Annotated in this window: 13 protein-coding genes; 7 read left to right on the top strand and 6 right to left on the bottom strand. The window is 72.1% G+C overall.

Going from position 1 to position 12,368, the window contains the following annotated elements; all coding sequences use genetic code 11:
* Positions 1-22: 22 nt before the first annotated feature.
* Positions 23-769: an arsenite methyltransferase gene (arsM, locus tag ACFC1X_RS19155; RefSeq protein ID WP_376355131.1), complete on the bottom strand. Its 747-nt coding sequence runs from the start codon at positions 767-769 to the stop codon at positions 23-25.
* Between the two features lie 103 nt (positions 770-872).
* Between arsM and ACFC1X_RS19150 the strand changes: the two genes are divergently transcribed.
* From ACFC1X_RS19150 to ACFC1X_RS19135, 4 genes are all read left to right on the top strand, one after another.
* The gene (locus ACFC1X_RS19150) at positions 873-1,250 is read left to right on the top strand and encodes an ArsR/SmtB family transcription factor (protein ID WP_376355129.1); all 378 of its coding nucleotides are present in this window, start codon (positions 873-875) and stop codon (positions 1,248-1,250) included.
* Positions 1,247-2,365, top strand: coding sequence for an ACR3 family arsenite efflux transporter (gene arsB / locus ACFC1X_RS19145; RefSeq protein WP_376355127.1), 1,119 nt, complete (start codon positions 1,247-1,249; stop codon positions 2,363-2,365). The genes ACFC1X_RS19150 and arsB overlap by 4 nt, the downstream gene beginning before the upstream one ends.
* Positions 2,358-2,786, top strand: coding sequence for an arsenate reductase ArsC (locus ACFC1X_RS19140; RefSeq protein WP_376355125.1), 429 nt, complete (start codon positions 2,358-2,360; stop codon positions 2,784-2,786). The genes arsB and ACFC1X_RS19140 overlap by 8 nt, the downstream gene beginning before the upstream one ends.
* Before the next feature lie 129 nt (positions 2,787-2,915).
* The gene (locus ACFC1X_RS19135) at positions 2,916-3,401 is read left to right on the top strand and encodes a cation:proton antiporter regulatory subunit (protein ID WP_376355123.1); all 486 of its coding nucleotides are present in this window, start codon (positions 2,916-2,918) and stop codon (positions 3,399-3,401) included.
* A 33-nt stretch (positions 3,402-3,434) separates the two neighbouring features.
* Here ACFC1X_RS19135 and ACFC1X_RS19130 read toward each other — a convergent pair whose 3' ends face one another.
* Together ACFC1X_RS19130 and ACFC1X_RS19125 are read right to left on the bottom strand one after the other, a co-directional pair.
* Entirely contained in the window at positions 3,435-4,706 is a 1,272-nt protein-coding gene (locus ACFC1X_RS19130) for a cation:proton antiporter (RefSeq protein ID WP_376355121.1), read from the bottom strand.
* Between the two features lie 147 nt (positions 4,707-4,853).
* Entirely contained in the window at positions 4,854-5,135 is a 282-nt protein-coding gene (locus ACFC1X_RS19125) for a DUF3040 domain-containing protein (RefSeq protein WP_376355119.1), read from the bottom strand.
* 227 nt (positions 5,136-5,362) lie between these two features.
* Between ACFC1X_RS19125 and ACFC1X_RS19120 the strand changes: the two genes are divergently transcribed.
* Positions 5,363-5,578, top strand: a complete 216-nt coding sequence (locus tag ACFC1X_RS19120; protein WP_376355117.1) for a helix-turn-helix domain-containing protein — start codon at positions 5,363-5,365, stop codon at positions 5,576-5,578.
* Positions 5,579-5,648: 70 nt separating this feature from the next.
* The gene (locus ACFC1X_RS19115; protein WP_365644034.1) at positions 5,649-5,957 is read left to right on the top strand and encodes a zinc-ribbon domain-containing protein; all 309 of its coding nucleotides are present in this window, start codon (positions 5,649-5,651) and stop codon (positions 5,955-5,957) included.
* A gap of 46 nt (positions 5,958-6,003) precedes the next feature.
* Here the strand turns inward: ACFC1X_RS19115 and ACFC1X_RS19110 are convergent, their stop codons facing one another.
* Both ACFC1X_RS19110 and ACFC1X_RS19105 read right to left on the bottom strand, forming a co-directional pair.
* Positions 6,004-7,557 carry a flotillin family protein gene (locus ACFC1X_RS19110; protein WP_376355115.1) on the bottom strand — a complete coding sequence of 518 codons (1,554 nt, stop codon included), beginning with the start codon at positions 7,555-7,557 and terminating at the stop codon, positions 6,004-6,006.
* A gap of 83 nt (positions 7,558-7,640) precedes the next feature.
* Positions 7,641-8,150 (bottom strand): hypothetical protein, encoded by a 510-nt coding sequence (locus tag ACFC1X_RS19105; protein WP_376355114.1) that lies wholly within the window; start codon positions 8,148-8,150, stop codon positions 7,641-7,643.
* Positions 8,151-8,383: 233 nt separating this feature from the next.
* Here ACFC1X_RS19105 and ACFC1X_RS19100 point away from each other — a divergent pair, with 233 nt between their 5' ends.
* On the top strand, positions 8,384-10,309 hold the full coding sequence (locus ACFC1X_RS19100) for an NAD-binding protein (RefSeq protein WP_376355181.1): 1,926 nt from the start codon (positions 8,384-8,386) through the stop codon (positions 10,307-10,309).
* Between the two features lie 137 nt (positions 10,310-10,446).
* Here the strand turns inward: ACFC1X_RS19100 and ACFC1X_RS19095 are convergent, their stop codons facing one another.
* A complete protein-coding gene (locus tag ACFC1X_RS19095; RefSeq protein ID WP_376355112.1) occupies positions 10,447-12,306 on the bottom strand; it encodes a S9 family peptidase in 1,860 nt (619 codons plus the stop codon).
* Between the last annotated feature and the right edge of the window lie 62 nt (positions 12,307-12,368).

Here is a 12,368-nt window from a genome sequence, read left to right as displayed (position 1 = left end):
GGATCTAGAGGATCTAGAGGATCTAGACAGGCTTGGTGGCTCGGATGATGGCTGAGTGCATTCCGTCCGCGACCTCGTGGGTCGCGGTGAGGCTGATGTTCTCGAAGCCCGCTGATGTCAGGCCCTCGTGGTATTCGGTGAAGGACAGGGCGCCTGCGATGCAGCCGGTGTAGTCGCCGCGTTCGGCGCGCTGGGGTGGGGTGAGGTCGTCGTCGGCGACCACGTCCGAGATGCCGATGCGGCCGCCGGGGGTCAGGACGCGGAACATCTCGGTGAAGACGGCGGGCTTGTCCGTGGACAGGTTGATCACGCAGTTGGAGATCACTACGTCGATCGTGTTCGCGGGCAGTGGGACGGCCTCGATGGTGCCCTTCAGGAACTCGACGTTCGTGGCGCCGGACTTCCTCTGGTTGGCCAGGGCGAGGGCGAGCATCTCCTCCGTCATGTCCAGGCCGTACGCCTTGCCGGTGGGGCCGACGCGGCGGGCGGAGAGCAGGACGTCGATGCCGCCGCCGGAGCCGAGGTCGAGGACGCGGTCGCCCTCGTGCAGGTCGGCGACCGCGGTGGGGTTGCCGCAGCCCAGGGAGGCGGCGACCGCCTCGGCGGGGAGGGCAGCGCGTTCGGCGGTCGGGTAGAGCGTGGCGCCGAAGGCGTCGTCGCCGTCGTGCGGGGTGCAGCAGGCGGTGCCGCCCTCGGTGACCTGGGTCGCGGCTGCCGCGTATCGCTCACGGACGGTCTCGCGCAGGTCGGTGGTGGGCTGGTCGCTCATGACGTGCCTCCCGGGTTGCGTGGGTACGAGGTTCTGGGCTGGTTGTATTGGTGGACTTCAATGCAAGCTTGCGCTCTGGATTGGAGTTCGTCAATATAGAGGGATGTCGAAGCAGGAAGTCGTTGGCGGCGGATGCTGTCCTGGGTTGCTGGCCGGAACGCTCGGCGAGGAGCAGGCCGTCGAGCTGGCCAAGGTGTTCAAGGCGCTCGGGGATCCCGTGCGGCTCCGGCTGCTGTCGATGATCGCCTCGCGCGAGGGGGGTGAGGTCTGCGTCTGTGATCTCACGCCGGCCTTCGACCTCTCCCAGCCGACGATCTCCCACCACCTCAAGCTGCTGCGGCAGGCCGGGCTGATCGACTGCGAGCGGCGCGGCACCTGGGTCTACTACTGGCTGCTGCCGGAGACGACCGACAAACTCGCCGGGATCCTCATGCGGCCCGGACGGCCCGCACGGCCCGTGTCCGTCGAGGCGTCCGCGTGAGCGACCGTGCCAACGCGCCGGTGGTGGCGCGGCTGTCCTTCGTGGACCGGTATCTCGCGGTGTGGATCCTGGCCGCCATGGCCGCCGGTCTCGGCCTCGGCCGTCTCGTGCCGGGCCTGGGTGACGCGCTGGCCGAGGTCACCGTCACCGGGGTCTCGCTGCCGATCGCGCTCGGGCTGCTCGTGATGATGTACCCGGTCCTGGCCAAGGTCCGCTACGACCGCCTCGACACCGTCACCCGGGACCGCCGCCTGCTCGTCCCCTCCCTGGTCCTGAACTGGGTGATCGGCCCGGCGCTGATGTTCGCCCTCGCCTGGGTCTTCCTGCCGGACCTGCCGGAGTACCGCACCGGCCTGATCATCGTCGGGCTGGCCCGCTGCATCGCCATGGTCGTCATCTGGAACGACCTCGCCTGCGGCGACCGCGAGGCCGCCGCCGTCCTGGTCGCCCTGAATTCCGGCTTCCAGGTGCTCGCGTTCGGGCTGCTCGGCTGGTTCTACCTGTCCGTGGCCCCGGGTCTGCTCGGGCTGGAACAGACGGCCCTGTCCGTGTCCACGTGGGAGATCGCCCGCAGTGTCCTGATCTTCCTCGGCATCCCGCTGGCCGCGGGGTTCCTCACCCGGCGCATCGGCGAGAGGGTCAAGGGCCGCGCCTGGTACGAGGCGACGCTGGTCCCACGCGTGGGGCCGTTCGCCCTGTACGGGCTGCTGTTCACCGTCGTCGTGCTGTTCGCCCTCCAGGGGGAGGCCGTCACCTCACGGCCGCTCGACGTCGTCCGGATCGCGCTGCCGCTGCTGGTGTACTTCGCGCTCATGTGGGCCGGGTCCATGGTCCTGGGCCGAGCCGTCGGGCTCGGGTATCCGAAGGCGACGGCGCTGGCGTTCACCGCCGCCGGGAACAACTTCGAGCTGGCCATCGCCGTCGCCATCGCCACCTTCGGCGCCACCTCCGGCCAGGCCCTCGCCGGCGTCGTCGGCCCGCTGATCGAGGTGCCTGTCCTGATCGGCCTGGTGTACGTGGCGCTCGCCGCGCGCCGCTTCTTCCCGCCTGTGTCACCCGTGTCCGTCCCGGCCGCCGACCGGGCACCCACCGACCAAGGATCCGCCCGTGTCTGACTCCCCCGCCGCGAAGACGTCGGTGCTGTTCGTGTGCGTACACAACGCCGGCCGCTCCCAGATGGCCGCCGCCTGGCTCGCCCACCTCGCCGGGGACCGGGTCGAGGTCCGGTCGGCCGGGTCGGCACCCGCCGACGCGGTGAATCCGGCTGCCGTCGAGGCGATGGCGGAGGTCGGGATCGACATCTCCGAGCAGCGGCCGAAAGTGCTGAGCGGCGAGGCCGTGCAGGGGTCCGACATCGTGATCACCATGGGGTGCGGTGACAGCTGCCCCGTCTTTCCCGGCAAGCGGTATCTCGACTGGCGGCTCGACGATCCGGCCGGGCGGGGCGTCGACGCCGTACGGCCGATCCGCGACGAGATCGAGCTGCGGGTGCGGGGGCTGATCAGTGAGTTGATCAGTGAGTTGAACAGCGGCTGAACCGCGACCGGCCGGCGACCGACATACGGCCGACCAGCGACCGACATGCGACCGACCAGCCGGTGGCCCAGGGGCCTAGGGTGTCCCGGGTTGCCGGAAGATCCGTCGGGACGGACAGGGGAGTCGGGCGTGGGGGCTGCGCGTACGGGCAGGACGCCGTTGCCGGGGATCGGGGTGCGCTACGACCTCGTCACCCGTGAGCGGCGCCGGTTCTCGGTGGTGGCGGAACGGGACGGGGCGCGGACGCTGAGCGGGTACCGCCAGGACGATCCGGACGACCGCGCCTTCTCGGTGCGGCTGAGCGCGGACGAGGCGGCGGCGGTCGTCGACGCGCTGATGCCGGCCCACCACAGCCCGAGCCTGCTGTCGACGACCGAGCTGGGCCTGGTCGCCGAGCGGATCGTGCTGCCGGCGGCCTCGCACTGGAACGGGCGTCTGCTGGGCGACACCCGCACCCGTACCGACACCGGCGTGTCGATCGTGGCCGTGCTGCGGCGGGCCGAGGCGCTTCCCTCCCCGGGGCCGGGCTTCCGCCTGGCCGGCGGTGACACGCTGATCGTGATCGGCACCCGGGAGGGTGTGGACGCCGCCGCGGCGCTGCTCCTGCGGGGGTGAGCCCAGCCCCCCCCCGCCCTTCCCGGGCCGGGCTCACGCCTTGGCGTGTGCCGACTCCGGGGGCGTCGTCGGCTCCGTGTCCGTGTCCGTGTCCGTGCTCGCGTCCGTGAGCGCGTTCGCGTCCGTGTGCGCGTTCACGTCCGTAGTCCTGGTCTTCGCGGCGATGACTCGGCGGGCCAGCGGCTCCGTGAAGCGGGCCGTGAGGGGGCCGAGTACGACGAGGATGAGGACGTACGCCGTCGCCAGCGGGCCGATGCGGGGCTCGACGCCCACCGCGAGTCCCGCGATGACGATCGAGAACTCGCCCCGGGCGACCAGCGTGCCGCCCGCCCGCCAGCGGCCCCCGCCCCGGATGCCGGCCCTGCGTGCCGCGTACCAGCCGGTGGCGACCTTCGTGAGCGCGGTGACGGCGGCCAGGAGCAGGGCGGGGACCAGGACGGGCGGGATGTCGGCCGGGTCGGTGGACAGGCCGAAGAAGACGAAGAACACGGCGGCGAACAGGTCGCGCAGCGGGGTCAGGAGGCTGCTCGCGCCCTCGGCGACCTCGCCGGACAGGGCGATGCCCACGAGGAAGGCGCCGACCGCCGCCGAGACCTGGAGTTCCTGGGCGAGGCCCGCCACGAGCAGGGTCAGGCCGAGGACCACCAGCAGGAGCATCTCCGCGCTGTCCGAGGAGACCGCGCGGCTGATCAGCCGGCCGTGCCGCAGGGCCAGGTAGAGGACCGCGCCGACAGTGCCCAGGGAGATCAGCAGGGTGACGGTGCCGCCGGCCAGGCTGACGCCCGCGAGCAGGGCCGTGAGGATCGGCAGGTAGACGGCCATCGCGAGATCCTCGATGACGAGGATGCCGAGCACGACGGGGGTCTCGCGGTTGCCGAGCCTGCCCAGGTCGCCGAGGACCTTGGCGATGACGCCGGACGAGGAGATCCAGGTGACCCCGGCGAGGGCCACGGCGGCCACCGGGCCCCAGCCCAGGATCAGGGCCGCCACGGCGCCGGGTACGGCGTTGAGGACGAAGTCGACCGCGCCGGAGGGGTATTGGGTCTTGAGGTTGGTGACCAGTTCGGAGGCGCTGTACTCCAGGCCGAGCAGGAGGAGCAGCAGGATGACGCCGATCTCCGCGCCCGTGGCGACGAACTCCTCGCTGGCCTGGAGGGGCAGGATGCCTCCGTGTCCGAAGGCGAGTCCGGCCAGCAGGTAGAGGGGGATGGGCGAGAAGCCCACCCGGCCCGCGAGGCGGCCCAGGAGCCCCAGGGCGAGGATGATCGCTCCCAGTTCGATCAGCATGGCGGTCGTGTGGTGCACGGGCGTCTGTCCTCCGGTCGGATTCGGATCGGTGGCGGCGTCTGTGCGCCTTCTCGGCCGAGGGCGCGCCGGGACACGACGTGGTCCCGGGGGCCGAGGGGTCCAGAAAGAAGCAGAAAGAAGCAGAAAGAAGCAGAGCCGAACGCGTCAGGCGTCGGACACGCTGTCGCGCTCGTACCGGTGCGGGTCGAACAGCTCACCGGCCACACCTGCGAAGACCAGGCCGGCGGCGATGAGCAGTCCGTGGGCCAGCACCAGGCCGGTGGCCAGCGCGCACAGCGCGGCGGCGAGCAGCAGCCAGGCCCGCCGGTACCGGTACTCGCGGGGGCGGCGCGGGCGGCCGTCGGCGAAGGCCCGCGCGAAGTGGGGATCCTCGCGGTGCAGACGGGACGCGATCTCGCTGAGCTGGTAGTCGTCGGGCACGGGCACGTTGCCCCCCTTCGGCGTCGGTTCGGGCCCGGGGCCGGGGAGTTGACTCCAGCCTCGCCCGCGGCGGATGCCGGGCACCATCGGGATTGGTACCCAAATCCAGCGACGTCGGATGTGTAGGGAAACGTGCAGATCTTGTCGCCTCTATCGAATTTCAATAGATCGCGTTTCAATGGATCTCGTGTCAATGTGCTCGCAGCGCAGGCCGAGGGAAGGAGCGCGGACCCGTGCCGATCGTCGTCGACATCGACGTGATGCTGGCGAGGCGCAAGATGTCCGTGGGCGAACTCGCCGAGCGCGTGGGGATCACCCCCGCCAACCTGGCGGTGCTCAAGAACGGCCGCGCGAAGGCGGTGCGCTTCACGACGCTCGCCGCGCTGTGCGACGTACTCGAGTGCCAGCCCGGGGACCTGCTGCGCTGGGAAGCCGCGGACGGCGGATGACCTCCGTAGTCTGGGAGAAGATCTGCGTGTCCCGCGCGCTCGCGGGGGCCGACCCGGGAAGGACCGCATCGTGATCATCTTCGGCACCAAGGGATACCTCTACCAGCTCGCGATACTGACGCTCGTGTGCGGACAGTGCGGAAATCCCTCCGCGCACACGCTCAGGAAGCGCGTCACGAAGTTCACGCTGTTCTTCGTGCCGCTGTTCCCGTTCTCCACGAAGTACGCGACGCAGTGCACCTTCTGCGGCGCCGAGCAGCAGGTGACCAAGGAGCAGGCGGAGCAGCTCCAGTCGCAGGGTGGCGTGGGCGGCCCCGGCGGCGGGCAGGGCGGGCAGCCGTACGGGGCCGCGCCGCAGCAGCCCTACCAGCAGCCCTGACCTGCGCCATTGGGGGACGGTCGGCGGCCGTCCCCCGCCCGCGCGGTCAGCCCGTGATCTCCACCTTGCCGTTGCGGGAGTCGGGGCGGCCCGGGGCTGCCTCCGGTGCGTCCGGGGCGGCCGCGTCGGTGGAGCCCTTCGCGGTGATGCCCTTCAGCAGGGAGGCCAGGTCGACGCCGGTGGTGGAGCCCAGCAGTTCCATGCCCTGCGCGACGTTGTCGGCGACCGTGCGGGACAGGCGGCTCGCGCCGTCCGTGGAGATGACCGTCATCTTGTCCACGGCCGACAGCGGCTCGGACGCCTTCGCCACCACCTGCGGCAACACCTCGACCAGCATCTGGAGCACCGCGGCGTCGCCGTACCGGTCGAAGGCGTCGGCCTTCTTCTGCATCGCCTCGGCCTCGGCCGCGCCCTTGGCGCCGATCGCGGCGGCCTCCGCGTCGCCCTCCAGCCGCACGGCCTCGGCGATCGCCGCACGCCGGGAGCGCTCGGCCTCACCCTGCTTGAGGCCCTCGATGGCCTCCGCCTCGGCCAGCGCGCCACGCCGCTGCTTCTCGCCCTCACCGGTGAGCCGGGCCCGCTCGGCCTCCGCCTGGGCGGCGGCGATCCCGGCGGAACGCTCGGCCTCGGCCTGCTTCACCCGCGCCACCCGGCGGGCCTCCGCCTCCTGCTCGGCGGCGTACCGCTGGGCGTCGGCCGGCTTGCGGACCTCGGTGTCGAGCTGACGGTCCTTCAGCGCGGCCTGCCGCTCGGCGACCTTCTCCTGCTCGGCGAGGATGTCCTGCTGCCGGGCCGCCTCGGCCAGCGGTCCCGCGGCGTTGGCGCGGGCGGACGCCTGGTCGGTCTCGGCCTTGATCTCGGCCTGCTTCAGGTAGAGCGTGCGCTGCGCGACCGCGATCTCCTCCTCGGCCTTCAGCCGCGCCTGCTCGGCCGCCCGCCGGGCAACGGCCTCGGCGATGTCGGCCTCCTGCTTGGCGCGGGCCGCCTCGGGTCGGCCGAGGTCCTCCAGGTAGGAGCCCTCGGTGGTGATGTCCTGGATCTGGAAGGCGTCCAGGACCAGGCCCTGCCCGGACAGGCTCGCCTCCGCCTCCTCGGCGACCTGGCCCGCGAACGCGGCCCGGTCCCGGATGACGTCCTCGACCGACATCCGGCCGACGATCGCGCGCAGCGCGCCGGACAGCACCTCCTGCGTGAAGCCGACGATGCCGTCCTGCTGCATCAGGAACCGCTGCGCGGCGGCCCGGATCGCGTCCTCCGTGCCGCCGACCTTGACGATCGCGACACCTTCCAGGTTGGCCTTCACGCCGCGCAGCGTCACCGCGCCGCGCACGGCGACCGGGATGTGCCGGGAGGACAGGTCGAGCGCGAACCGCTGCTGCACGAACGGCACGACGAACACGCCACCGCCGACCACGACCTTCTGGCCGCTGTTGTCGGTGAACACCCGGCCCGTCTCCGGGTCGGTGGACTTCTTGCCGCGCCGGCCGGTGACGATGAACGCCTCGCTCGGGCCGGCCACTTTGTAGCGGCTGACCACCACGAGCGCGAGCAGCACCAGGAGTACGACGACTCCCAGCACCGCGATGACGACAGGACTCATGACAACGCCCCCGAATCACACAGAAATTGAGACACAGAACAGAGAAATCGGAAGAGGAAGAGACGGAACAGAGATGGGGATGGTCAGCGGTCCACCGGGCGGACCACGACCGACGTCCCCGTCGGCACCGCCTCGACCCACACCTCGGCGCCCCGCGCCACCGGCACCGCGCTGCGCGCCGCGCACTTCAACGGCTGGCCCGCGAGCCGCAGCAGCACCTCGCCGTAGCCCTCCGCAGGGATGGCGGTCACGACCTTGCCGGACGTGCCGAGCAGGTCGTTCGTGCTGGGCGCGACGGCGGTCTGGTCACGCATCAGCGCGCGGCTGAAGCGGTACGTCAGCCAGGCGGCGCCCACTCCCACGACCGCGCCGGCCGCGGCGGCCCCCGCCGGTCCGGTCCAGCCGGTGCCGAGGGCGATGGCGCCACCGAAGCCGGTCATCGCCACGAATCCGGCGACGACCGGCAGCGACAGCCACCCCTCCAGGACGCCGTCCAGCGCTCCGTCGAGCGCGCCTTCCAGCAGTCCGTCGAAGACCAGCGACAGGGCGAGCAGCACAACCCCCGTGATGCCGATTCCGAGAAACCAGGCCATGTGTGCCGTCCCCCTCCCGCCCGTCGCTGAGCTCCGGTGAGAAGAATCCTCACATCCGGCGCCAGGCCGCGTCATTGCCGTGTTCCGGCAATCTTTACGCGTTCTTGATGCCGCCCTCGGCCTCTTCGGGCCCTCCTGGAACCGTGCCCGGCGCCTGTACTGTCCTTCTTCAAATGGGAACTCATACGGGGAGCGTTCCGAATCAGGTTCCGCAGGGCGACGCGTACGCGCACATGGTGGTGTGCGGTGACGACGGGCTGGCGCACCGGCTCGCCGCCGAACTGCGCGGCGTCTACCGCGAACAGGTCACCCTCGTCGTCCCGCCCTCCGGGCGCCGGGTGCGGCAGCCGGTGGTCGGACGGGCCCGGGCGGCCTCAGCGGCGCTCCTGGACATGGTCAACGCGGCCGTCAACCGGAGCGGCAACGGCGACCAGGGCGGCGCCGGCCGCGAGGGCGCGGGCCGTGAAGGCGCGGGCCGCGAACTGGAGGCCACCGAGCCGACCGAGGACGTGCTCGCGGACGCCGGCGTGGAGCGGGCCGGCGCGCTGGCGCTGGTGTACGACGACGACGAGACCAACATCCGCGCGGCCCTGACCGCCCGTCGGCTCAACCCCCGGCTGCGGCTGGTGCTGCGCCTGTACAACCGGCGCCTGGGCCAGCACATAGAGGATCTCCTCGACCAGAGCGCCGCGCTGGCCACCGGTGACGGGCGGTCCTCCCGGCCGGACAGCACCGTCGAGTCCTCCACGACGGTGCTGTCCGACGCCGACACGGCCGCGCCCGCGCTGGCGGCCACCGCGCTCGTCGGCACCAGCAAGATCGTGGAGACGGACGGCCTGCTGCTGCGCGCGGTGGAACGGAACCCGCCCCTCCCCGGCCAGGTCGCCGACCCCGGCCTGTGCACCCTCGCGCTGCTCTCCGCGACGAGCAACGACCCGGCCGGGGCGGACGGTTCGGAGGACAGCGGGGAGGGTCCGCAGCTGCTGCCCGACGCGGCGGCGGTCCAGGCGGCGACCGGACGCGGGACCGTGGCGCTGGAGCAGGTGTCGTACTCCGGACCGTCGCTGCCCGCCGGACGCGCGAGTGTGCCGCCGTTCGCCGAGCTGTTCTCGCGGCGGCTGCGGTGGTCGCTGGCCGGTCTGGCGGCGTGCGTGGTCGCGCTCGCCGTGACGCTGATGGTGGTCACGGGCGACCATCCGCTGCACGCGACGTACGTGACGCTGCTCGACCTGTTCTCCATCAACGAACCCGCCCACAACGCGGACATCGGGCGCCAGATCCTCCAACTCCTCTCCGGTTTTGTGGGGTTGCTGTTGCTTCCGGTGCTGCTGGCGGCCGTACTCGAGGCCCTGGGGACCTTCCGCACCGCTACGGCCTTGCGGAAGCCGCCGCGCGGAATCGGCGGGCACGTCGTCCTGCTGGGTCTCGGCAAGATCGGCACGCGGGTGCTGACGCGGCTGCGGGAGATGGACATCCCGGTGGTGTGCGTCGAGGCCGATCCCGAGGCGCGGGGGATGGCGACCGCCCGGCGGCTGCGGGTGCCTGTGGTGCTCGGGGATGTGACGCAGGAGGGGGTGCTGGAGGCCGCGAAGATCCATCGTGCGCACTCGCTGCTCGCGCTGACCAGTGTGGACACCACCAACCTGGAGGCGGTGCTCTACGGGCGGTCCGTGCGGTCGGGGCTGCGGGTGGTGCTGCGGCTGTACGACGACGACTTCGCGACCGCCGTGTACCGCACTCTGCGTGCCGCCCATCCCGGGGCGCTCACCCGGAGCCGGAGTGTCACGCATCTGGCGGCGCCGTCCTTCGCCGGGGCGATGGTCGGGCGTCAGATTCTGGGGGCGATTCCCGTGGAGCGGCGGGTGCTGCTGTTCGCGGCGGTGGAGGTGGCGGGGCATCCGCAGCTGGAGGGCCGGACGGTGGGGGAGGCGTTTCGGGCGGGGGCGTGGCGGGTGCTGGCGCTGGAGGTGGCGGACGGGTCCGCCTCCGGCGAAGGTGAGGCGGATGAGGATGGCGAGGTGCCTCGGGAGTCTCGGTTGGTGTGGGATCTGCCCGACACGTATGTCCTCCGGGGGGAGGATCGGGTGGTGTTGGCGGCCACGCGGCGGGGGTTGGCGGAGTTGCTGGGGCGGCGTACGCGGGAGCGGTTCCCTGGGTAGCGGGCGGGCGGCGTGGAGGTGGGCGGGGTCGTGAGGGTTCGGCCCCCGCAGCCCCGCCCAAGGGGCTCCGCCCCCTGGACCCCCGGCCTATGCCCACCCACCACCCGTCTCGGTCGGGAAAGAGGTCAGGTCGAGAACTACGCGCCCTTCGGCAAATACCTCTCCGCGAAGTCCAGTTCCAAGCGGACCTGCTTGATGCGTTCGTCGACCACCAGGGAGCCGTGGCCCGCGTCGTAGCGGTAGATCTCGTGGAGGGCGCCGCGGGACTCCAGGCGCTTGACGTAGTTCTCGACCTGGCGGATCGGGCAGCGCGGGTCGTTGACCCCGGCCGAGATGTAGACGGGGGCCTTGACGTCGTCGACGTAGGTCAGCGGGGAGGACGCCTCGAAGCGCTCGGGGACCTCCTCGGGGGTGCCGCCCAGCAGGGTGCGGTCGAGGGCCTTCAGGCCCTCCATCTCGTCGTGGTACGCGGTGACGTAGTCGGCGACCGGGACGGCGGCGATGCCCAGGGTCCACGCCTCGGGCTGCATGCCGATGCCGAGGAGCGTGAGGTACCCGCCCCAGGAGCCCCCGGTGAGGATGAGGCGGCCGGGGTCGGCGAGGCCGGACGTGACCGCCCACTCGCGCACCGCCGCGATGTCCTCCAGCTCGATGAGCCCCACCCGGTGCTTGAGGGCGTCGGTCCAGGCGCGTCCGTACCCGGTGGAGCCTCGGTAGTTGACGCGGATCACCGCGTATCCGTGGTCCACCCAGGCGGCCGGGCCGGCGGCGAAGGAGTCGCTGTCGTGCCAGGTCGGGCCGCCGTGGATGTCGAAGACCGTCGGGAGCGGGCCGGTCGCGCCCGCGGGCTTCTGGACCAGGGCGTGGATGCGGCCGCCGGGGCCCTCCACCCACACGTCCTCCACCGGGACCGAGCGCGGCGACTTCATGCCGGGCGGGTCCAGGACGACGCGGCCGGTGGTGGAGCGGACGGCCGAGGGCTCGGCGGCCGAGGACCACAGGTACTCCACGGTGCCGTCCGGGCGGGCCGTCGCCCCGGAGACGGTGCCCGCGGGGGTCTCGATCTCGGCCAGCTCGCGCTCGGCGAAGTCGTAGCGGAACAGCTCGCTGCGGGCCTCGAAGCCGTGCACGATCAGCAGGGCGCCGCCGTCCGGGAACCACTCGGCGCTGACGTCGCCCGGCAGCTCCAGGGCGAGGTCGGTCTGCTCCCCCGTCGCCACGTCCCACACCAGCGGCTCCCAGCGGCCCCGGCGCTGGTGCCCGATGAGCAGGCGGGTGTCGCCGTCGACCGGCGCGAAGCCCAGGACCTCCAGGCCCAGCTCCTCCTCGCCGCCCTTCGTGTCGTCCAGCTCGGCTACCGTCGTGCCGTCGGGGCGCAGGACGCGCAGCGCCGAGTGCATGGCGTCGCCGTGCTCGGTGTGCTCGATCGCGATCAGCGTGCCGTCGTGCGAGAGGTCGCCGACGCCCGCGGACTCGCGGTGCCGGTAGATCTCCGCCGGGGCGGCGCCGTCCCCGCGCGCGAGGTGGATGGTCGTACCCTCCTCGTCGGTGGAGCGGCCGACCACCGCCGTACGCCCGTCCCGGCCCAGCGCGAGGCCCGCCGGGTAGGAGGGGTCGAGGCCCGGCACGGCCGCCTGGTCCTCCCCGCCCGCGAAGGGCTGGCGGCGCCAGACGCCGAACTCGTCGCCGTCCTTGTCGTCGAACCACCAGATCCAGTCGCCGTCGGGCGAGAGCACGCCGTCCGTCGTGCCGTTGGGCCGGTCGGTGACCTGGCGCTGGTCACCGGACGAGCGGTCCCAGGCGTACAGCTCGTAGGTCCCCGTCGCGTTCGACACGAACAGGGAGCGGTCCGGGGCGTCCTCGGCCCAGTCGGGAAGGGACACCCTGGGCGCCCGGAACCGCTTCTCCCACTCGGGCATCTGCTCGCCCTGCGTCTGCCGCTCGTCCGACTCTTCCGACGACTCGTCCGACCGAACGGACCCGTTGCTCTCAGTCATGGCCCCATACTGCCTCGCTCTGCCGACAACACGCAGACGGGATCCCCAGCCTGTGGACAACC

Origin of the sequence: Streptomyces sp. NPDC056128, from assembly GCF_042263835.1 — a bacterium.
GTDB lineage: Bacteria > Actinomycetota > Actinomycetes > Streptomycetales > Streptomycetaceae > Streptomyces.
Note: the sequence above shows the minus strand (reverse complement) of the source record. Positions and strands in the feature narration are given on the sequence as shown.